Source organism: Brevundimonas sp. FV1ye4L (assembly GCF_058681255.1).
Window position 1 is genome coordinate 889,727 of sequence record NZ_CM178734.1, and the last position, 20,163, is coordinate 909,889.

At 68.1% G+C, this 20,163-nt stretch carries 18 protein-coding genes and 1 tRNA gene; 10 read left to right on the forward strand and 9 right to left on the reverse strand.

Features of this window, described 5'->3' with window-relative positions; translation table 11 throughout:
* Positions 1–20 precede the first annotated feature (20 nt).
* Positions 21–2,081, forward strand: coding sequence for a lytic transglycosylase domain-containing protein (locus ACW17X_RS04295; RefSeq protein WP_492099814.1), 2,061 nt, complete (start codon positions 21–23; stop codon positions 2,079–2,081).
* On the opposite strand, the gene ACW17X_RS04300 is transcribed toward ACW17X_RS04295, so the two are convergent.
* Genes ACW17X_RS04300 through ACW17X_RS04315 form a run of 4 tightly spaced genes read right to left on the reverse strand, consistent with a single transcriptional unit; the run spans position 2,075 to position 5,242 of the window.
* Positions 2,075–2,830: an ABC transporter ATP-binding protein gene (locus tag ACW17X_RS04300; protein ID WP_492099815.1), complete on the reverse strand. Its 756-nt coding sequence runs from the start codon at positions 2,828–2,830 to the stop codon at positions 2,075–2,077. The genes ACW17X_RS04295 and ACW17X_RS04300 overlap by 7 nt on opposite strands.
* Positions 2,827–3,816: a FecCD family ABC transporter permease gene (locus tag ACW17X_RS04305; RefSeq protein WP_492099816.1), complete on the reverse strand. Its 990-nt coding sequence runs from the start codon at positions 3,814–3,816 to the stop codon at positions 2,827–2,829. The genes ACW17X_RS04300 and ACW17X_RS04305 overlap by 4 nt, the downstream gene beginning before the upstream one ends.
* Positions 3,813–4,616, reverse strand: coding sequence for an ABC transporter substrate-binding protein (locus ACW17X_RS04310; RefSeq protein WP_492099817.1), 804 nt, complete (start codon positions 4,614–4,616; stop codon positions 3,813–3,815). Before ACW17X_RS04310 ends, ACW17X_RS04305 begins: the two co-directional genes overlap by 4 nt.
* Positions 4,613–5,242, reverse strand: coding sequence for a TetR/AcrR family transcriptional regulator (locus tag ACW17X_RS04315; RefSeq protein WP_492099818.1), 630 nt, complete (start codon positions 5,240–5,242; stop codon positions 4,613–4,615). The genes ACW17X_RS04310 and ACW17X_RS04315 overlap by 4 nt, the downstream gene beginning before the upstream one ends.
* Positions 5,243–5,371: 129 nt before the next feature.
* Between ACW17X_RS04315 and ACW17X_RS04320 the strand changes: the two genes are divergently transcribed.
* The 3 genes from ACW17X_RS04320 to ACW17X_RS04330 are packed head-to-tail and all read left to right on the forward strand — an operon-like array spanning position 5,372 to position 8,493.
* A complete protein-coding gene (locus ACW17X_RS04320) occupies positions 5,372–6,757 on the forward strand; it encodes a glycosyltransferase (RefSeq protein WP_492099819.1) in 1,386 nt (461 codons plus the stop codon).
* An 18-nt stretch (positions 6,758–6,775) separates the two neighbouring features.
* The gene (locus tag ACW17X_RS04325) at positions 6,776–7,687 is read left to right on the forward strand and encodes a class I SAM-dependent methyltransferase (protein ID WP_492099820.1); all 912 of its coding nucleotides are present in this window, start codon (positions 6,776–6,778) and stop codon (positions 7,685–7,687) included.
* Positions 7,684–8,493: a TrmH family RNA methyltransferase gene (locus ACW17X_RS04330; protein WP_492025628.1), complete on the forward strand. Its 810-nt coding sequence runs from the start codon at positions 7,684–7,686 to the stop codon at positions 8,491–8,493. The genes ACW17X_RS04325 and ACW17X_RS04330 overlap by 4 nt, the downstream gene beginning before the upstream one ends.
* Here the strand turns inward: ACW17X_RS04330 and ACW17X_RS04335 are convergent.
* Both ACW17X_RS04335 and hrpB read right to left on the reverse strand, forming a co-directional pair.
* Positions 8,490–9,776, reverse strand: coding sequence for an MFS transporter (locus ACW17X_RS04335; RefSeq protein WP_492099821.1), 1,287 nt, complete (start codon positions 9,774–9,776; stop codon positions 8,490–8,492). The two genes, ACW17X_RS04330 and ACW17X_RS04335, sit on opposite strands and share 4 nt — an antisense overlap.
* Positions 9,777–9,838: 62 nt before the next feature.
* Entirely contained in the window at positions 9,839–12,274 is a 2,436-nt protein-coding gene (hrpB, locus tag ACW17X_RS04340; protein WP_492099822.1) for an ATP-dependent helicase HrpB, read from the reverse strand.
* Positions 12,275–12,428: 154 nt separating this feature from the next.
* Between hrpB and ACW17X_RS04345 the strand changes: the two genes are divergently transcribed.
* Positions 12,429–14,003: an amino acid permease gene (locus tag ACW17X_RS04345; RefSeq protein WP_492099823.1), complete on the forward strand. Its 1,575-nt coding sequence runs from the start codon at positions 12,429–12,431 to the stop codon at positions 14,001–14,003.
* Positions 14,004–14,148: 145 nt separating this feature from the next.
* Here the strand turns inward: ACW17X_RS04345 and ACW17X_RS04350 are convergent.
* From ACW17X_RS04350 to ACW17X_RS04360, 3 genes are all read right to left on the reverse strand, one after another.
* A tRNA-Leu gene (locus ACW17X_RS04350) sits at positions 14,149–14,233 on the reverse strand.
* A gap of 58 nt (positions 14,234–14,291) precedes the next feature.
* Positions 14,292–14,654, reverse strand: coding sequence for a hypothetical protein (locus ACW17X_RS04355; protein ID WP_492099824.1), 363 nt, complete (start codon positions 14,652–14,654; stop codon positions 14,292–14,294).
* Positions 14,655–14,734: 80 nt separating this feature from the next.
* On the reverse strand, positions 14,735–15,250 hold the full coding sequence (locus ACW17X_RS04360; RefSeq protein ID WP_492099825.1) for a Dps family protein: 516 nt from the start codon (positions 15,248–15,250) through the stop codon (positions 14,735–14,737).
* Positions 15,251–15,633: 383 nt separating this feature from the next.
* On the opposite strand from ACW17X_RS04360, the gene ACW17X_RS04365 reads away from it, so the two are divergent.
* The 5 genes from ACW17X_RS04365 to nagA all read left to right on the forward strand — a co-directional run bounded on the left by ACW17X_RS04365 (position 15,634) and on the right by nagA (position 20,156).
* Complete coding sequence (locus ACW17X_RS04365; protein ID WP_492099826.1) at positions 15,634–15,987, forward strand: hypothetical protein; 354 nt, start codon at positions 15,634–15,636, stop codon at positions 15,985–15,987.
* A gap of 195 nt (positions 15,988–16,182) precedes the next feature.
* Positions 16,183–17,172, forward strand: a complete 990-nt coding sequence (locus tag ACW17X_RS04370) for a glycosylasparaginase (RefSeq protein WP_492099828.1) — start codon at positions 16,183–16,185, stop codon at positions 17,170–17,172.
* Positions 17,172–17,915: a copper homeostasis protein CutC gene (locus ACW17X_RS04375; RefSeq protein ID WP_492099829.1), complete on the forward strand. Its 744-nt coding sequence runs from the start codon at positions 17,172–17,174 to the stop codon at positions 17,913–17,915. Before ACW17X_RS04370 ends, ACW17X_RS04375 begins: the two co-directional genes overlap by 1 nt.
* Before the next feature lie 67 nt (positions 17,916–17,982).
* On the forward strand, positions 17,983–19,017 hold the full coding sequence (locus tag ACW17X_RS04380; RefSeq protein WP_492099830.1) for an SIS domain-containing protein: 1,035 nt from the start codon (positions 17,983–17,985) through the stop codon (positions 19,015–19,017).
* Positions 19,014–20,156, forward strand: a complete 1,143-nt coding sequence (gene nagA, locus ACW17X_RS04385) for an N-acetylglucosamine-6-phosphate deacetylase (RefSeq protein ID WP_492099832.1) — start codon at positions 19,014–19,016, stop codon at positions 20,154–20,156. Before ACW17X_RS04380 ends, nagA begins: the two co-directional genes overlap by 4 nt.
* Positions 20,157–20,163 lie beyond the last annotated feature (7 nt).

Below are 20,163 nucleotides of genomic sequence, written 5' to 3' on the forward strand. Positions count from 1 at the left end.
GAATGAGAACAGGAAATATCATGATCGCGACCAGCCTGGCGGCGGCCCTCGCCATCCTCGCTCCGACCCCGCAGGACGCCCTGCCTGGTCAGCCTGTTCCCTATTCCGCCGTCTCACAAACCGTTCCCGGCTACAGCCCCACCTATCAGGGCCGCGTCCTCAATGATCAGGACACGGCGCTGTTCCGCCAGGGCCTGGCGGCGGCGCGCGCACGCGACATTCCTGGCGCCCAGTCCGCGATCTCGCAGTTGCGCGACCCTGCGGCGCGCAAACTGATCGAGTGGGCTCTGATCGACACCTCGGGCGAACAACTGTCTTACGCCGAGCTCGCCCAGGCCCAGATGGCCTTGAAGGGCTGGCCGCGCGCCGAATCACGTCGCGCCGCCGCAGAAGCGGTTCTGGACCGCGTCGGCGCCGCGCCGGACGCTGTGATGGCCCTCTTCTCCGACCACCCGCCCGAAACCGTCCAAGGCGCCATCGCCAACGCCTCGGCCCTAGAACAGCGCGGACGGCGGCGCGAGGCCCACGCCCTGATCCGCGACTGGTGGCGGACCCGGTCGTTCGACGAGGCGCCGCAATCGCGCATCCTCGCGCGCTGGGGCGGCGAACTGACCCATGCGGATCATGAGGCGCGGCTGAACATGCTGCTGCTCGGTCCGCACGGTCCGGCGACGCGCGCCATGCTCAACCTGGTCTCGCCAGAACGGGCGGCCATCGCTAATACGGTCATGAGCCTGCGGACCGCCTACAGCCCGGACGCCGTCGTCGCCGGCCTGACGCCCGCCCGGGCGGCCGATCCTGCGGTGACGCTGGAACGGGTCCGCATCCTGCGTTCGCAGAACCGCCAGTCGGAAGCCTTCCCGCTTCTGGCCAACCTGCCCCCCGCGCCCGCCCATTCTGCCGGCGACAACACCCTGTGGACCGAGCGCCGCAACTATTATCTCGACGCGCTTCAGCAAGGAAACTGGCGCGCTGCCTATGACGCCATGAACGGCCACGGCTTCACCTCCGGCGACCGGATGGTGGACGCGGAATTCTTCGCCGGCTGGGTCGCCCTGACCAAGCTGAATCAGCCCGAGGTCGCCGCCCGCCATTTCGAGGCCCTGCGCACAGCCTCCTCCACCCCCATCACCCAGGGCCGCGCCTACTACTGGCTGGGCCGAGCCGCCGAGGCGCGGGGCGAACGCGACGCCGCCCAGACCTATTATCGCAACGGCGCCCAGCACTGGCAGACCTTCTACGGCCAGCTGGCGGCGGAAAAGGCGGGTCTGACCACCCTGCAACTGCCCGGCGAGCCGGCGCCGACCCAGGCCGACATCACCCGGTTCGAGTCCAACGAACTGGTCCGCGCCACCCGCATTCTGGGAGAAACCGGCGAAACCAGCCTGCTGCGCGTCTTCGCCTACCAGCTCGACAATGATCTGCCGACCATTGAAGACTTGGCCCTGTTGATCGACCTGACCCGTAGCTATGGCGAAGGCTTCACCGCCATGATGGTCGGTCGCGCCGCCAGCCAGCGCGGTTTCGTCCTGCCCGAGCGCATGTATCCGATCCGCATCCCGCCCCAGGTCGCCGGCGCCGCGCCGCTGGAGTTCACCCAGGCCATCACCCGCCAGGAATCCAGCTTCGACCCCCGCGCCCGCTCCGGCGCCGACGCGCGCGGCATGATGCAGTTCCTGCCCGCCACCGGCTCCGGCGTCGCCCGCCGCCTGGGCATGAGCTTCTCGGCCGAACAACTGTGGGATCCGGACTACAACATGACCCTGGGCAGCTACCACCTGGGCGAGCTGATGGCGGCCAATAACGGCTCGATGCTGCTGGCGACGGTCGGCTACAACGCCGGCCCAGCCCGTCCGAACCAGTGGATCGCCCGCTGCGGCGACCCGCGCGGCGACGCCAACGCCGCCATCGACTTCATCGAATGCGCGCCCTTCACCGAGACGCGCAACTATATGATGCGGGTGATGGAGAATATGGCGGTCTACAAGGCGCGCCTAAACGGCGGTTCGGCCCCGTTGACGACCTCGACCGACATCGCGCGCGGCGCGGCCGCAGGTCCTCGGCCCTATATGGCCTACTGAGCGCGGCGGGCCGCCAGCAGCGGCCCGTCCGGACCCTCGATCCACTGACCGTCGAGGCCGAAAACCTGACGCAGGACGGCGGGCGACAGGGCTGAAACCGGGGCGTCGTCGGCGACGACGCGCCCATGATCCAAGACCACGACCCGGTCTGCGAAGGCGACGGCCAGGGTCAGGTCGTGCAGGCTGACCAGCACCCCGCCCCCCGATCCCGCGCGCGCCCTCAACCGTTCAAGCACCAGCCTCTGGGCGTCGGGATCCAGCCCTGCGGTCGGCTCATCGGCCAGCAGCAGCGGCGCATCGGCCACCAGGGCCCGCGCCAGCAGCACCCGCGCCCGCTCGCCGCCCGACATTTCGGCCACGCCGCGATCTGACAGATGCCCGGCGCCGACCGCGTCCAGCACCGCCCTCGCTTTCGCCAACGCCGCGTCGCCCGACAGGAAGGGCGCGCCCAGAGCCGCGACCTCGGCCGCAGGCAGGTTCCAGGCGATCCGCCGTTCTTGCGGCAGATAGGAAAGGCGCTCGGCCCGCTGGCGCGGCGACAATGCGCCCAAGACGGCGTCGCCCAGCGTCACCTCGCCGCTCTCGACCGGCAAAAGCCCGGCCGCCGCGCGAATGACGCTGCTCTTGCCCGCGCCATTGGGACCGCACAGAGCTACTACCTCTCCAGCCGAAACCTTGAGGTCCACCCCGTCCAGCACCTGATTAGACCCGATCCGCGCCCGGACCGCCTTCAGCGACAACAGGCTCACAGCCGCCACTCCCGCGCCGCCCGCCAGGCGATCAGGGCGAACAGGGGCGCGCCGATCAGGGCCGTGAACACCCCCAGCTTCAGCTCCTGATCCGTCGGCGTCAGCCGCGCCGCCAGATCGGCGACCACCAGCATCAGCCCGCCGGCCAGGGCCGAGGGCGCCAGAATACGCCCCGCATCCCCTCGCACAGCCGCTCGCACCAGATGGGGCGCCGCCAGACCGACGAAACCGATCACGCCCGCGACCGCCACAGCCGCGCCCGTCGCCACCGCCGCCGCGATCAAGGCGAAGACCCTCAACCGCCCCATGGACAGGCCCGACGCCGCCGCCGTCTCGTCGCCCAGGGTCAGCATCCGCAAGCCTTTCGCCGACAGCCCGGCGAAGAGCGCCGCAACCGCCAGGGCGGGCGCGACCCAGGCCACATCGACCCAGCTCCGGTTTTGCACCGATCCCAACAGCCAGGACATGACTTCGGCCTGGGCGATGGGCGACGGCGACAAATTGAAGATCAGGGCCGTCGCCGCTCCCGCGAAACTGGACAAGGCGACGCCGAACAGGATCAGCGCCTCGGGCGCCCGCATCAGTCCGGCGGCGACGATCAGCAATCCGCCCGCCACGCCGGCCCCGACCAAGGCCGACATCTCGACCGCTCCAGCCACCCCAGCGCCGCCCAAAACAATGGCGAGCGCTGCCCCCAGAGCCGCCGTCGCCGACACGCCCAGCACCCCAGGATCGGCCAGCGGATTGCGAAGCAAGCCTTGCATCACCGCCCCCGCCAGTCCCAGGCAGGCCCCGACGACCAAGGCACACACGGCGCGCGGCGCCCGCACCTGCCACAGCACTTCCCACGGCCCCGAGGCCGGGTCGCTGAACGCCGCCACATATTGTGCGCCGTCAAAAGCCGTCTCGCCGAACAGAACCGCCGCCGCCACAGCCGCCACGCAGACCAGTCCTAGGATCAGGCCCAACCGAACCGTCCGGCTCATGGCCGTCCCTTCGCCATCATCTCCACCCCGTCCGCCGCGAACCAGGCGGGGCAGGTCAGAACCGCCGCAGGCAGTTTCGCCGCCGTCCGGCCCTGGGCGGCGCGTTTCACCACCGGATGACGCCCCGCCCCACGCCAGTCGGCCCGCAATTGATCAAAGAAGCCCAGCACGAACCGGATCGGCGGCTCCAGCGCGATCCGCTCGACGCTGATGGCCCCAAAGCCCGGCGCTTTGGTCAGATTGCGGAACCCCGCCGCGCGCATCATCGCATCCATCAGCGTGCCCGGCCCCGACGTATAGCCGCCCGACGTCAGATAGACCGCCCCCGGCCTCGGACCTCCGACAGGCGGCGCGGCGCGATCCAGCTTAGTTTGCATGGCCCGCTCCAGCCGCACGCCGCGCTCGACCTGTCCGAGTCCCTGCGCCGCCACACGGATGTTGGCCCGCACACCGTCCAGATCGGTCGCGTCCGCTATGGTGACCACCTTGGTCCCGCGCTGCTCCAAGGCCGTCAGCAGCCGGGGCTCGCCGCCCCAATATCGCACGACCACATCGGGTTTGAACCCGACCGCCGCCTCCAACGTCGGGCGCAGCCGCCTGTGTCCAGCGGCCTCGCGCCGCATCCAGGCGTCGGGGTCGTCGGCGCGCGGCGACAGGGCCAAATCGGCGTCGGGCGCCAGGGCCAAAACATATTGGTCGGCGCACTGATCCAGCGCCATCACCCGTAACGGCCGCGCCTCGACGCTTCCGGCCACAGCCAGGACCGCAACCGTCGCCGCCAGCCCCCAGACCGGTCTCACGGCTTCAGCAGACCGGCGAAGACGGCGTCCAATGTGGTCTTCACCAGGGTGTCGCGGTCGGCCCAGGGGAAATAGGGCTTGGTGATCATCAGCGAGACCACGCCGTGGGTTGCAGCCCAGATTGCCTGGGCGATGGTGCGGGGATCGCCCGTCATCCGCCCGGCCGCCACGGCTTCGCCCACCAGTCGTTCGAACGCCGAGAACACGCCCGCCCCCAGTTCCTGCGACAGGCTCTGGGCCCCTTCGCGCGCCTCGACGGGCCGGGTCAGATAGATCAGCCGGTAGGCGTTCGGATGGTCGAAGCCGAACTGGGCATAGGCCTCGATCATCCGCCTCAGACGCACCTCCGGGGCTGCGTCCAGCGCGTCCAGCGACGCCCCGGTCGCGATCAGCCGCCCGAAGGCTTCGCGGCATATCTCCTGCAGGATCGCCCCCTTGTCGGGGAAATGCATATAGAGCGCCGTCGAAGACAGGCCGACCTCGTCGGCGATCTTGCGGATCGTCGCCCCCTCGTAGCCGTGCTCGACGAAGATGCGCTCGGCGGCGGCCAGGATTTCACCGCGCCGCGAATGGCCTTCGCCCTTGGGTTTGCGATTGGAACGCGAGGATGGCGAAACGACGGACAACGGCGACTCCGGATCAGGCCGCCGTTGAATAGCGACAATCTGTCATCGAAGCCAACAGACCTTGCATAACACGGTTGCGTCATCGGCGCATTCTGGGTTGTATGTAGCTATAGCGTGGGGCGAACGGGCATGATGAAACACAGGCAACGACTGTCTGGCGCCGCGCGGCGAACGCCGACCCTGTGGCAATCCTTCATCGCGTCCGGCCTGATCAGCGGCCTGACGGCCGCGCTTTTCGCCTGGCCGCGCCCCACCTTGATGGCGCTGATCGTGGCGCTGCAGGTCGGCTTCGTCATCGGCGCCTTGTGGCGCGCGGCCTTGGCGGTCGCCAGCCTTCGCCCTCGGTCGTCACCGCCCAAGCCCCCACGCTGGCCGCGCTACACGATTTTGGCAGCGCTTCACGACGAGGCGGCGGTCGTGCCCCAGCTGATCCGAAACCTATCGCGCATCGACTACCCCCGACGTCAGCTCGAAGGCTTTCTGGTGCTTGAGGCCCACGACCGCGCGACCCTAGATGCGGCCCAGGCCACACCCCGCCCGGACTGGCTGCAGATCATCGTCGTCCCACCGGGCTCGCCCCAGACCAAGCCCCGCGCCCTAAACCACGCCCTGTCCTCCGCGACCGGGGAATTCGTCACCATCTACGACGCCGAAGACGCGCCTGATCCCGCTCAGCTCCGCGAGGCTGCGGCGCGCTTCGCCGACACGCCGGAACTGGGTTGTCTTCAGGCGCCGCTTCGCATCCGGCGAAGCGGGCCAGGCCTCACGCGCTTCCTCGACCGCCAGTTCGCCTTCGAATACGCTGCCCTGTTCGAGGTCAATCTGCCCGGCATGGCCCATTTGAACCTGCCCTTCCCGCTGGGCGGCACCAGCAATCACCTGCGCACCGCCGCGCTCCGCGCCGCAGGCGGCTGGGACGCCCACAATGTGACAGAGGACGCGGATCTCGGTTTCAGGCTGTGGTCGGCCGGCTGGCGGCTCGGCGTGCTGGAAAGTCCGACCTGGGAGACTCCGCCCGGCGGGCTCGAGCGTTGGCTGCCGCAGCGGACGCGTTGGCTCAAGGGCTATATGCAGACCTGGGGCGTCCACACCCGCACGCCCTTGGCCCTGGGTCGTCGGGGGCTGCTGTCCCTGGTCATGACCCTGGGCGCCGCCATCGTGTCCGCCGCCTGTCACGCGCCGACCCTGGCCTGGATCATTTCGGCCCTGATGGTGGGACTACACGCCGGCATGGCCCCGGATACCCCGCTAGCATCGTTCGCGGTGCTCGCCTTGGGGGTCATCGCCGCCTGGATGGGCTGTGCGGTCGGCGCACGACGCGCGGGCCTGGACTATCGGCTGACCGACATGCTCGCCGCTCCAGCCTACTGGTCCCTGCTCAGCCTGGCCTTCATCCATGCGTTTTGGCGCCTGATCGTCGCGCCCTATGCATGGGACAAGACGGCGCACGACGCCGAGGAGGATGTCAAATGCGCGCCCGTCATTACGGTGGACGCTGGACGCGAGGCCGCCTGACCGCCTATCAGCGGCACAATGGCGCCCCTGCTCTCCCCCACTCCCGAAACCCTTGTGACGCGCGGCTGGTCCGACTACGCCCTGCTGGACTCCGGCGACGGCAAGAAGCTGGAACGCTACGGTCGCTACACCGTAGTCCGTCCCGAGCCCCAGTGCTTCTGGTCTCCGCGCGATCCGGCGGCGTTCGACAAGGCCACGGCCACCTTCGATCCGCAGCAGGAGGAGGAAGACTCCGGCCGCTGGAAATTCGACCAGCACGGCCCCATTGACGCCTTCCCCCTAAAATGGCGCGACGTGAAATTCACCGGCCGTTTCACCCCCTTCCGCCACCTGGCCTTCTTCCCCGAACAGGCCGCCAACTGGGAATGGCTGGACAACCGCGTGCGCAGCTTCTCGCGCGAAGCCGGCAGAGCCCCGAAGATCCTCAACCTGTTCGGCTACACCGGCGTCGCCAGCCTGGCCGCCGCCGCCGCCGGGGCAGAGGTCACCCACGTCGACGCCTCGAAGAAGTCAGTCAACTACGCCCGCGAGAACGCCGAACAGTCCGGCCTGGCGCAACACCCGATCCGCTGGATCATCGAGGACGCCCGCAAATACGTCGCCCGAGAAGTGCGCCGCGGCTCCAAGTACGACGGCATAATTCTCGACCCGCCCAAATACGGGCGCGGCCCGACCGGCGAGGTCTGGCGCCTGTTCGAGGACATGCCGGCGCTGTTGAAGGACTGCGCCGCCCTTCTGGCCGACGACGCCGACTTCCTGTTGCTGAACGCCTATGCGGCGCGGGTCTCGGGCCTGTCCCTGGCCCATCTGATGGCCGAGACGACCCATGATCGCGGCGGCCGCATCGACTGGGGCGAACTGGCCCTGTCCGAAGACGGCCCGGACGCCCGCGCCATCGGCCTGTCCTTCTTCGCGCGGTGGAGCCGATGAGCGCCAAAGACGAATATCGCGTCATCACCTCCCTGACGAACGACACGATCAAGAGCGTTCGCGCCCTGCACATGCGCAAGGAACGCGACCTGACCGGCGCCTTCCTGGCCGAAGGTCTGAAGTTCATCGGCGAGGCGCTGGACCTGGGCCGCGCGCCCCGCATGCTGCTGGTCGGCGAGGAGGCCCGCCCCCACCCCCTGCTGGACCGGGCCAAGGCCGAGACGCGCAAGGCCGGCGGCGACATCATCATCGTCACCCACGCTATCCTCGAAAAGATCAGCCGCCGCGACAATCCGCAGACCGTGCTGGGCGTGTTCGACCAGGCCTATGCGCCTCTCGACAGCCTGGACCCGGCTTCCGCCCCCTGCTGGGTCGCTCTGGAACAGGTGCGCGATCCCGGCAATCTGGGCACCATCATCCGCACCGCCGACGCGGCCGGATGCGGCGGCGTCATCCTGATCGGCGACTGCGTCGATCCCTATTCGGTCGAGGCCGTGCGCGCGACCATGGGCTCGGTCTTCGCCGTCTCCATCACCAAGACCGATCCCGAGGCCTTCCTGGCCTGGCGCAAGACCTGGCCCGGCAGTGTCGTGGGTACCCGACTGGATGCGACGGTCAGCCACCGCTCCGCCGTGATGCAAAAGCCGTCGCTGATCCTGATGGGCAATGAACAGGCCGGCCTGACCGACCAACTGGCCGCCGCCTGCGACGTCAACGTCAAGATCCCGATGCGCGGCCGGGCCGACAGCCTGAACCTGGCGATAGCGACCGGCATCATGGTCTACGCGGCCACGGACGAGGCCTAGAGTTCGGTTTCCGGGCTCACTCGTCCCATGCCCCACAGTGCCAGGATGGTGACCACCGCCGACAGGGCCAGATAGCCGCCCACCGCCGCCAGCCCATAGTTCCGCGCCAGCCATGTCGCCAGATAGGGCGCCAGCGACGCCCCAACGATCCCGGCCAGATTGAAGGCCATCGACGCCCCGGTATAGCGAACCGTCGTCGGGAAGGGCCGCGCCATGGCCGCGCCGATAGGGCCATAGGTGCAGCCCATCAGCCCGAACCCCAGAGCGAAGAAGATCAACAGCCCCGTCAGGCCGGCGTCAAACAGCGGTGCGAACAAGGCGCCGAACAGGCCGATCCCGACTGACGAGGCGATCAGCACCTTCACCTGCCCATACTTGTCCGCCAGCAGGGCCGTCACCGGAATAAAGGCGGCGAAGAACAGCACCCCGATCAGCTGGACCGGCAGGACATCGCCGCGCGCCAGGCCCATCCCCGTGGTCGCCCAACCCAGGGCGAAGACGGTCATCAGATAGAAGAGGGTGAAGGTCGTCACCCCGCTGAACGTCCCCAGAAACAGCGCCATCTTGTGGTGCGCAAACAGGGTCACGGCCGGCGCCTTGACCCGCTCGTTGCGATCGACCGCCTTCTGGAACTCTGGCGTCTCGGTGATCTTCAGCCGGACCCACAGGCCGACGAACACCAGCAAGGCGCTGGCCAGGAAGGGAAGCCGCCACCCCCAGGCTTCGAACTGCGGCTCGCTCATGGTGGAGGTCAGAACGATGAATGAGGCGGTCGACAGTATAAAGCCGATGGGCGCGCCCAGTTGCGGGAACATGCCGAACCAGGCCTTCTTGCCCGGCGGGGCGTTCTCGGTGGCCAGCAGCACGGCCCCGCCCCATTCGCCGCCCAGGCCCAGCCCCTGTCCGAACCGGCACAGAGCCAGCAACAGCGGCGCGATGATCCCGACCGAGGCATGGGTCGGCAGCAGGCCGATGGCCACCGTCGAGACCCCCATGGTCATCAGGGCCGCCACCAACGTCGCCTTGCGCCCCACCCGGTCCCCGAAATGCCCGAAGGCCAGGGCGCCCACCGGCCGCGCGAAGAAGGCGATGGAGAAGGTGGCGAAGGACGACAGCATGGCCGTCGTCGGATCGGCGCCGGGGAAAAACAGCTTGGGAAACACCAACACCGCTGCCGTGGCGTAGATGTAGAAGTCGTAGAATTCGATCGTGGTGCCGATCAGGCTGGCGAAAAGAACCCGCCCCTTTCGGGCGGTCGGCGAAATCGTCTTTGCGTCAGACACGGCGGAATCCTGTTTGGGCGCAAAGGCATTGCTTGATCATCCGCCCCGGTCAAGCCCGCGCCTCAGGTTCCGCGCGGTTTGACCCGGTTGGTCGCCTGCGCCTCGGCCGGGTTCTCCGGCCAGGGGTGGCGCGGATAACGGCCCCGCATCTCCGAGCGCACCGCCGCCCAGGACCCCGCCCAAAAGCCGGGCAAATCCTTGGTCACCTGCACCGGCCGCCGCGCCGGCGACAACAGCGACAGGGTCAGCGGAACCCGCCCGCCTCCGACCGTCGGATGGGTGGTGACGCCGAACAACTCCTGCACCCGGATCTCCACGCGCGGCCCGCCTTCGGCGCCATAGTCGATCCCGGCCGACCCCAGCGGCGTTGTCAGCCGCACCGGCGCCAGTTCATCCAGCTTTCTCTGCAGGTCCCAGGGGACCAGCCCCCGCAACGCCTCGGCCAACCGCCCGTCAACGATTGACGACAAGGACCGCGCGCCCTCCAGCAACGGCCACAGCCAGTCCGCCCGCGCCTCCAGCAGGGCGACGTCCGACACCTCGGGCCAGGCGGGATCAAGTCCGTGCAGGAACCCCAGCCGCGCCCGCAGCCCGGCCGCCTGCTCGCCCCAGTTCAGCGCGCCCAGCCCCTCGGCCTCCACCTGGGACTTCAGGGCCGCCGTCATGGCCTTGGCGTCGGGCGTACCGATGATCTTTTCGTCCAGCACCAGGGCGCCGATCCGCCGCGCGCGCCGGATCACCATTCGGCCCGACGGCTCCTTGACCAGCCGGTCCTCGATCTCGATCAATCGACCCAGGTCCGCTTCGATCCGCGTCCCGTCCAGCGCCGCCGCCAGCCGCACCCGGTCGCGCGCCTCGCCGCCACCCAGTTCCGCGACGGCCAGCCAGGGTTCGCGCGCCAGGTGATCGGTCGCGTCCAACACCGCGCCCCGCCCGCTGGCCAGCAGCAGCTCCCCGGCCTTGCCCCGCGCCTTGGCGATCCGTTCGGGGAAGGCCTCGGCCAGCAACAGGCCCGGCTCGACCGCGCCGCCAGCGCCTCCACCCGCCGCTCGCGCCCAGCGCTCGGCCAGCTTCAGGGCGTCGCGCGCGCGCGGCGACCGATCCCGGTCCAGCCCTACCAGCCGGTCCGCCAGATCAATCCCGTTTCCGCCCAGGCCCGGCTCGCTCAGCACCGCCGCAATCCGCGCGCCCGTCATCGCGTCGCCCCCGTCCGACGCCACCGCGACCATATGGGCCAGGCGCGGTGACAGCGGGATGCGCGTCAACCGTCGCCCATGCGCCGACAGGCCGCCGTCCGTATCCAGCGCCCCCAGCCGCGTCAGGACCTTGCGCGCCTCCGCCATGGCCCCGGCCGGCGGCGGGTCCAGCAGGGCCAGCCCCTCGACCGAACGCGCGCCCCATCGCGCCAGGTCAAGCGCCAGACCGGTCAGGCCCGCCTCCTGGATCTCCGGCCTCTGATGCGGAACCAGACCCCGCGTCTGTTCCTCGTCCCACAGGCGATAGCAGACGCCCGGTTCGGTCCGCCCCGCCCGCCCCCGCCGCTGTTCGGCTGAGGACCGGCTGACCCGCACGGTGGCCAAGCGCGTCAGGCCGCTGGACGGCTCGAACCGGGGCACGCGCGACAGACCGCCGTCCAGCACCACCCGAACCCCGTCGATGGTCAGACTGGTCTCCGCCACCGAGGTCGCCAGCACCAGTTTGCGCCGTCCCGTCGCCGCCGGCTCGATGGCCCGGTCCTGCTCCGCCCGGTCCAGCCCGCCGTACAGCGGAACCACATCGACGTTCGGCAGCCGCAGCCGTTCGTTGACCAGTCGCGCCACCCGGTGGATCTCGCCCTGTCCCGGCAGGAAGGCCAGCACCGAACCGGTCTCTTCGCCCAGGGCCGTCAGACAGGCCCGCGCCATCGCCTCCTCGAACCGTTCGGCGGGATTGCGCCCCACATAGCGGGTCTCGACCGGATAGGCCCGCCCCTCCGCCTCGATCACCGGCGCGCCGTCGAGCAGTCTCGACACCCCCGCAACGTCCAGCGTCGCCGACATGACCAACAGCCGCAGGTCCTCGCGCAACAGGGCTTGCGTCTCCCGCGCCAGGGCCAGGCCCAGGTCGGCGTCCAGGCTGCGCTCGTGGAATTCGTCGAACAGGACGGCGCCCACGCCCTCCAGGCCGGGATCTTCCAGGATCATCCGGGTGAAGACGCCCTCGGTGATCACCTCGATCCGCGTCTTCGGCCCGATCCGGCTTTGCAGCCGCGTGCGATAGCCGACGGTTCCACCTGCGGTCTCGCCCAGAGTGCTCGCCATCCGGTCTGCGGCGGCCCGTGCGGCGATACGGCGTGGCTCCAGCACCAGGATCCGTCCCCCCTCCAGCCAAGCCTGGTCCAGCAACGCCAGGGGCACGACCGTCGTCTTGCCCGCGCCCGGCGGGGCGGCCAGGACCGCCGTGTTTCCACCCTCAAGAGCGGTTTTCAGGGGTTCGAGAACCGCGTGAATCGGCAACATGACCCGCCTTTAGCCCGATGCGCCCCCGATGCGCCACGATCACGAAAGCGTCGTGAGCGCTTAACCCCGTCGTCATGCGCGTTGCGCGGCCCGCTATCCGCCGCTAGCGTCCCGCCGACGCGGCCGAGGGGCCGCTGTAAACGTGGGGATATTTATGTGGCGCATTAAGTCGCTCGACGCGATTCTGGCCACGGCCGAGAAGAAGTCGCTTCATCGGTCGCTCGGACCTATTCAACTGACCTTGCTGGGCATCGGCGCCATCATCGGCACCGGCATCTTCGTGCTGACGGCTGCGGCTTCGCAGAAGGCCGGCCCAGGCATGATGGTCAGCTTCGTCATCGCCGGCGCCGTCTGCGCCGTCGCCGCGCTCTGCTATTCGGAACTGGCGGCCATGGCCCCGGTCTCGGGCTCGGCCTACACCTATACCTACGCCGTCATGGGCGAGTTGCTCGCCTGGTGCGTGGGCTGGGCCCTGATTCTGGAATACGCCGTGGCGGCCTCGGCCGTGTCGGTGGGCTGGTCCGGCTATGTTCTGGGGCTGATAGAACAGGGGCTCGGGTTCGACTTCCCTGACCTCTTATCCGCCGGACCGACCTGGGCCATGAACGGCTTCATTCCTATGCCCGATTTCTCGGTCGGTATCGTCAACATCCCCGCCATCGTGGTGGCCCTGCTGGTCACCGGCCTGCTGATGCTCGGCACGACGGAATCGGCGCGGGTCAACGCGGTCCTGGTTTTGATCAAGGTCGTCGCCCTGACCGTCTTCATCGTCATCACCCTTCCGGTAATCAAGACGGCCAACCTGTCGCCCTTCGCGCCGAACGGCATGTTCGGCGCCTCTTCCGGCATGGGAATCGTCGGCGCCGCCGCCTCGATCTTCTTCGCCTATGTCGGCTTCGACGCCGTCTCTACGGCGGCTGAAGAGACCAAGAACCCGCAGCGCAACGTGCCCATCGGCCTGATCGGTTCGCTGGCCATCTGCACCGTCTTCTATCTGCTGGTCGCCCTGGGTGCAGCCGGCGCCATCGGCGCGCAGCCGGTCCTCGGCGCGGCCGGCGAAGCCGTCCAACCCGGCTCGCCCGCCTTCGTCGCGGCCTGCGCCCTTCCAACCAACGCCGAGGCCTTGGTCTGCTCCAACGAGGCTTTGGCCCACGTCCTGCGCGTGATCGGTCATCCCCAGATCGGCAACGCTCTGGGCACCGCCGCCCTGCTGGCCCTGCCCTCGGTCATCCTGATGATGATCTACGGCCAGACCCGCATCTTCTTCGTGATGGCGCGCGACGGCCTGCTGCCGGAAGGTCTGACTAAGATCCACCCGAAGTGGAAGACGCCCTATATTGTGACGGCCGTCACCGGCATCGCCGTGGCCATCGGCGCCGCCCTATTCCCCGTCGGCAAACTGGCCGACATCTCGAACTCCGGCACCCTGTTCGCCTTCTTCATGGTGTCGATCGCGGTGCTGATCCTTCGGGTCAAGGAACCGAACCGCAAACGTCCGTTCCGGACGCCGCTGATCTGGGTCTTCGCACCCCTTTCGGCCTTTGGCTGCGCCTTCCTGTTCTGGAACCTGCCGCACGACGCCAAGATGGTGCTGCCGATCTGGGGCGGCGTCGGCCTGTTGATCTATTTCTTGTATGGCTATCGCAAGAGCCATCTGGGACGCGGCCTGATCGAGGTCCACGAGGCGGACAGCGACCTGCCGCCCCCGCCCGTCCCGCCGATCAGCTGAGACACGCGCTGATGTCCTCAGGCAGGCCAACCAAAACGGCCATAAGTCCTGAGGGCGACCAGCCCAAAACCGGCCTCAAGTAGCCCGCGAGGGCGATAGGCCAAAACAAGAAAAGGCCCCGGAGCGATCCGAGGCCTTTTTGCTTTGGTGCGGATGAGAGGACTCGAACCTCCACGCCTCTCGGCGCTGGAACCTAAATCCAGTGCGTCTACCAGTTCCGCCACATCCGCGTGGGCAGGCTGAGGGCTCTAGAGGGGCGGGCCGCGCCTGACAAGAGCCCAACCGGCTTCAACGACGACCGGCGACCAATTCGTTGCGGATAGTGCGTCCTAGGGGATCGCGGGCCCGCCAGCTATCACCGATATCAGCCTCGACCATGCGGCTGCAAAAACGGGGCAGAATCTGGCGCGGGCGGAAGCCGCTCAGGCAGATCTTGTCGCCCTCTCGGCTCCAGCGGGCGCTCAGCTGGCGCCCGTCCGAGAACTGGGATTCATACCGCCCGTCCGGCTCGAAGAAATGCTTCACCCACTGGCCGTTGGGATAGTGGGACACGATCGTATTGCCGAACGCCTCGGACATATCCGCCCGCACCGGTGACGCCGCCACGACGAATCCCAGCGCCAAGCCACAGCCGACTACCGCAATCCGCATCCACCCCTCCAACCTGACGCAACGGGATTATTACCGTCCGTTAAGGTTTGGCAAGCAAGGAGAGTTCCGGGCGCGCAGCCTCAGACGTTGCCGCGGCGGCACGATTCGAACAGGAACCAGACCCGCTTCTCGGTCTCATCGACCCAGTTTTCCAACAGGCTGGCGGTGGCGATGTCCTTGTGCTCGTCACACAGATCATGGACCTCGCGCATCCGGCTCACCAGGTCGTTGTTGTCGTCCCGCAGCTCGGCCAGCATGTCGAGCGGATCCACATAGTCGGCGTCGTTATCGAGCACCCGCGATTCACGGGCGATCTGGCCGACGGAACGCAGAGTGGTCCCGCCGATCTTGCGCGCACGCTCGGCGATCAGATCGGTCATGGCCAGGATCTCGGCCGCCTGTTCATCCAGCAACAGGTGATAGTCCCGGAAATGCGGACCCGACACGTGCCAGTGAAAATTCTTGGTCTTGATATAGAGCGAGAAGACGTCCGCCAGCACGGTGGTCAGGGCGGCCGAAATATCGCGCGTCGCATCCTCGGACAGACTCGTTGGGGTTCTTAGCGGCGCAAGACGTTTTTCACGTGCGGTGGCCATGATGCTTCTCCTCAGATTCGTCGCCCTTTAGCTAGTCAGTGCAACGCTCCGGCGAAAGCCCCGTCGTCCGCCATTTTCGCGCACCTCGCTTTCATGCCTGGGCGCGCCCTATTCACGCAATCTAAACGCGTCCACTACACTATCTATAAACCAATATTTGTCATCGTCGTCTGCGACTTGACCCCTCGGGTCAATCTGGCCCATGCGTCATGAAACACAATAGTTGCAGTCGCGCCTGGGACGACGAAGGCCGCCCCGTTCGCCACAAATCCATCGCGCAGGGGCAATACTGCATCAGCGACGATCCCGACGCCGTGATCACGACGGTCCTGGGCTCCTGCGTCGCCGCCTGTATTCGTGATCCGCACAGAGGAATCGGCGGGATGAACCATTTCGTCCTCCCCAAATCGCCGACGCCCCTGCCGCAACATTGTGATCCTTACCGTTACGGCGATCATCTCATGCCCAGCCTGATCGACGCCTTGATCGCCAAGGGCGCCAAACTGGCGCGGCTGGAGGCGGTCGTCTTCGGTGGAGCAAGCACCTTTGAGTCGTTTTACAATGTCGGCGAGCGCAATCGCGACTTCGCGTTGGACTTTCTCTTCGCGGAAGGCATCACGATCATAGACGCTCCACGCGTCTGCGCTCTAGGCTGCAGACTGGAATATTGGCCGTTTTCCGGCAAGGCGGTCCAGACGCCTTTAGGCGCTACCCGGGGCGCTCGACATAGACCCTGAGTCGATATCAACTGCTGGGAGGGACAAGGCTCCCAAGTCGATCGACTATTCTACCATGCGCCTCACGCGCGGTAGACCCAATCTATTGCCAATAAATATCCTTCGAGATACCTCTATCCTCTAAGCTTGACCGACGGCAAGGTCGCGATTCCACCGGATAGAACGAGGTCGATGATGATCAGCAGGCGCTCCATCATGTCTGTGATGGCGACCGTCGGATGCCTCGCCGCAGGTGCGCGCACCGCGTCGGCAGGCTCGTCGACGTCGACGGACACAGGCGCCCTCATCGTCTCGACCTGGGATTTTGGTGCGGCGGCGAATGACGCGGCCTACGCCCGTCGGCGCGCCGGCGGCTCCCTGCTGGACGCGGTCGAGGCCGGGGCCATGGTGCCTGAGGCCGACCCTAACAATCATTCCGTCGGCTTCTCCGGCTATCCCGACCGGGACGGTCATGTCACCCTGGACGCCGTCATTATGGATGATGCGGGCCGCGTCGGCGCCGTCGCAGCCCTGGAAGATACGGTCCACGCCATTTCGGTGGCGCGCGCGGTAATGGAAAAGACGCCGCACACCCTGCTGGTCGGCGAGGGCGCAACCCGGTTCGCGCGCGATCAGGGCTTTCCCCAGACCAACCTGCTGACCCCCGAGGCCGAGGCCGCCTGGCGCGACTGGTTGAAGACGGCGCATTACAGCCCCCAGGCGAATGTCGAGCGGACCGGGTACCGCACCCCCGGCGGCGCCCTGGATCACGACACCATCGGGCTTCTGATGCGCGACCCCGACGGTCGCTTCGCCGGCGCCTGCACCACATCAGGCATGGCCTTCAAGATGCGCGGACGGGTCGGCGATTCGCCCCAGGTCGGCTCTGGCCTCTACGTCGAGAAGGACGTGGGCGGCGCGACCGCAACCGGGGTCGGCGAGGAGGTCACCCGCGTGGCCGGAAGCGCCCGGGTCGTGGCCTCGATGCGCGCCGGCGCCTCGCCTCAGGCCGCCTGCGAAGAGGTCGTGCGCCATATCGCCGGGCTGCGCGGCGACGCGATCCGTGGAGTTCAGGTCGGCTTCCTGGCCATGGACCGGCACGGCCGTGTCGGCGCATTCTGCCTGCTGCCCGGCTTCGTCTATGCGGTGACGGACACGGCCGGCGTGACCCAGGTCCGCACCGCCCCCTCGCTGTTCGCCGGCTGATGACGCCCCTGCTCGAGGTCTGCGTCGGGACCACGGCCGATGTCGAGGCCGCGACGGCAGGCGGCGCAGACCGGGTCGAGCTGTGCGCCGCCACCTCGGTCGGCGGCCTAACGCCATCTGCGGCAGCCATTGCCGCTGCGACGCGCGGCCCCTGCCCCGTCCATGTCCTGATCCGCCCCCGCGAAGGCGGTTTCGCCTATGACGACCAAGACGCGGCGCTGATCGCGGACGATATTGCGCGGGCGCTTGACCTGGGCGCCGCCGGCGTAGTGATCGGCGCCGGCCTATCGGACGGCCGACTGGACCTGGCGCGGCTGGAACAATGGATCAGCCAGGCCCGTCGGATCAACAGTGGGGCCGACGTCACCCTACATCGCGCCTTCGACCTCTGCCCTGACCTCGGCCAGGCCCTGGAACAGGCGGCGGCCCTGGGGTTCGACCGCATCCTGACTTCGGGCGGCCGTCCGCGCGCGTCGGACGCCGTCTCCGCCCTGATCGCCTTGCATGAACAGGCTGACGGTCGCCTGACCATCATGCCCGGCGGCGGCGTCAACGCGGCCAATGTCGCCCCGCTTCTGGCGGGCGGCCTTACGGCCTTCCATGCCTCGTGCAGCGAACCCGTCGGCGCAGATGGGCAGGATCCGCGTTTGCTCGAGTTCGGGTTCGTCGCCCCGGCGACTCGCAGGACGGCCGTCGCGCAAGTTGCTGCGATGCGAAAAGCCCTGAACGGGCAGGCAATATAGCTCTTGAACAATACCAATATATTACCTATCAACCTCCAGTGATATGTCATCAGGGGTTGAGTCTTTCGTGGTCAAATTGGCGCTGACGGCGACCGTCATGGAACGTGAGGCGCTCGAAGCCGCCGACGCCGTGGAGCATATGCTCCAGAAAAACGCTGCCGCATTTCAGGCGCTGGGCGCGCAACTGCGCACGACGCCCCCGGCAGTGGTGGTGACGGTCGCTCGAGGATCTTCCGATCACGCCGCCACCTACGCCAAATATCTGATTGAGACCTTTGTAGGCGTGCCGGTCGCATCGGCGGCTCCCTCTATCGCCTCTGTATACGGCGCCCCCAGCGCGCCCGGCCGCGCCCTTTGCCTGGCGATCTCGCAAAGCGGTCGCAGCCCCGACCTGCTGGCCTCTGTCGATGCCCAACGCACCGCCGGCGCTCAGGTCGTCGCCCTGGTCAATGACGAGACCTCGCCCTTAGCCGAGCGGGCGGACACGCTGGCGGGGCTGAACGTCGGACCCGAGCTCGCGGTCGCGGCGACCAAATCCTTCATCGCCTCACTGGCGGGCGTTGCGGCGCTGGTGGCCGCATGGTCCGAGAATGCCGAACTTCAGGCGGCCGTGGCCAGACTGCCGGATGATCTGCGGCGCGCCGCATCCCTGGATTGGCGCGACGCCGCCGCCTCCCTGATGGACGCCGACCAGTTGTTCGTCATCGGTCGCGGCTTCGGCCTAGGCGTGGCCCAGGAGGCGGCGCTGAAGCTCAAGGAGACCTGCGGCGTCCAGGCCGAGCCTTTCAGTGCGGCCGAAGTCCGGCACGGCCCCATGGCCATCGTCGGCGAGGGCTTCCCCGTCCTGCTGATGGCGGGCTCCGACACCGCCGGCGATTCCGTCCGCGCCGTCGCCGCCGAATTCGCCGCTCGTGGCGCCAGAACCCTGCTGGCCGACGCCCAATCAGGCGCGGGCCCGCTCCCGACCTTCGCCGCCCACCCGGCCGTAGAGCCCATCCTGATGATTCAGAGTTTCTATCGTCTGGCCGCCCATCTATCCGTGTCGCGCGGCCTCAACCCGGACGCGCCGCCCCATCTGCGCAAGGTGACGGAAACCGTATGACTCGCCTGCACTTCACCGGCGGCTCCATCGTCGTCTCCGACGGGGTTCACGCCGCCGGGACCATCACGGTCGAGGGCGACCGCATCACAGCCTTGGACGTCGACGCGGCGCCAGCCTCGGCTGACGCGATTATAGATCTTGCAGGAGGTTGGCTGACCCCTGGCTTCATAGACACCCAGTGCAACGGCGGCGGCGGGGTCCTGTTCAACGACGAACCGACGGTGGACGGCGTCGCCGTGATCGCCGAGGCGCACCGGCGTTTCGGCGCCACGGCCCTTCTGCCGACCATCATCAGCGACACGCCCGAGGTCATCGCCGCCGCCCTGGACGCCGTGGACGCAGCGATCGAAGCCGGCGTGCCCGGCGTCGTGGGTGTCCACATCGAAGGTCCGGTCATCAGCACGGCCCGCAAGGGCATCCATGACCCCAGCCGCTTCAGCCGCCTGGACGAGAACCTGATCGCCCTGCTGACGCGTCCCCGTCGAGGCAAGGTCGTCGTCACCCTGGCCCCGGAACGGGTCCAACCCGCCGACATCGCACGCTTGGCCAAGGCCGGGGTGCGTGTATCGGCCGGACACAGCGACGCGGACTACGAAACCACCAAGGCCGCGTTCGCCGCAGGCATGACCGGCGTCACCCATCTCTACAACGCCATGACGCCGCTGCACCATCGGGCGCCGGGCCTCGTCGGCGCTGCCTTGGACGATCAACAGGTCTGGTGCGGCGTCATCGCGGACGGGCACCATGTTCATGACGCCGCCCTGCGGATCGCTCTGAGATCCCGGCCTATGGATCGCTTCATGCTAGTCAGCGACGCCATGCCCTGCGTCGGCGCGGACACGAAGGACTTCATGCTGCAAGGCCGGCGCATCACGGTTCGCGACGGCCGCTGCGTCAGCGAGGACGGCACGCTAGCAGGATCTGACCTGGACATGGCGGGGGCTGTGCGCGGGATCGTCAGCCGGGCGGGAGTCACGGTTCCCCAGGCGGTCGCCATGGCCTCGACCAGTCCGGCCGCCTTCCTGGGGCTGTCTGAAGACAGAGGCGCGCTGGCTCTCGGGCTCCGCGCCGACTGGATCTGGCTGACGGCGGACCTTCAACCGGCGGGCGTATGGGTCGGCGGTCAACGACTCCACTGACCGGCGC

Bases quoted from the DNA above. Each gene is read 5' to 3' on its own strand.
- ACW17X_RS04365 (WP_492099826.1), top strand. From the start codon at position 15,634: ATGAACCATTTCGTCCTCCCCAAATCGCCGACGCCCCTGCCGCAACAT.
- ACW17X_RS04325 (WP_492099820.1), top strand. From the start codon at position 6,776: ATGGCGCCCCTGCTCTCCCCCACTCCCGAAACCCTTGTGACGCGCGGC.
- ACW17X_RS04375 (WP_492099829.1), top strand. From the start codon at position 17,172: ATGACGCCCCTGCTCGAGGTCTGCGTCGGGACCACGGCCGATGTCGAG.
- ACW17X_RS04370 (WP_492099828.1), top strand. From the start codon at position 16,183: ATGTCTGTGATGGCGACCGTCGGATGCCTCGCCGCAGGTGCGCGCACC.
- ACW17X_RS04320 (WP_492099819.1), top strand. From the start codon at position 5,372: ATGATGAAACACAGGCAACGACTGTCTGGCGCCGCGCGGCGAACGCCG.
- nagA (WP_492099832.1), top strand. From the start codon at position 19,014: ATGACTCGCCTGCACTTCACCGGCGGCTCCATCGTCGTCTCCGACGGG.
- ACW17X_RS04345 (WP_492099823.1), top strand. From the start codon at position 12,429: ATGTGGCGCATTAAGTCGCTCGACGCGATTCTGGCCACGGCCGAGAAG.
- ACW17X_RS04305 (WP_492099816.1), bottom strand. From the start codon at position 3,816: ATGAGCCGGACGGTTCGGTTGGGCCTGATCCTAGGACTGGTCTGCGTG.
- ACW17X_RS04295 (WP_492099814.1), top strand. From the start codon at position 21: ATGATCGCGACCAGCCTGGCGGCGGCCCTCGCCATCCTCGCTCCGACC.
- hrpB (WP_492099822.1), bottom strand. From the start codon at position 12,274: ATGTTGCCGATTCACGCGGTTCTCGAACCCCTGAAAACCGCTCTTGAG.
- ACW17X_RS04360 (WP_492099825.1), bottom strand. From the start codon at position 15,250: ATGGCCACCGCACGTGAAAAACGTCTTGCGCCGCTAAGAACCCCAACG.
- ACW17X_RS04330 (WP_492025628.1), top strand. From the start codon at position 7,684: ATGAGCGCCAAAGACGAATATCGCGTCATCACCTCCCTGACGAACGAC.
- ACW17X_RS04355 (WP_492099824.1), bottom strand. From the start codon at position 14,654: ATGCGGATTGCGGTAGTCGGCTGTGGCTTGGCGCTGGGATTCGTCGTG.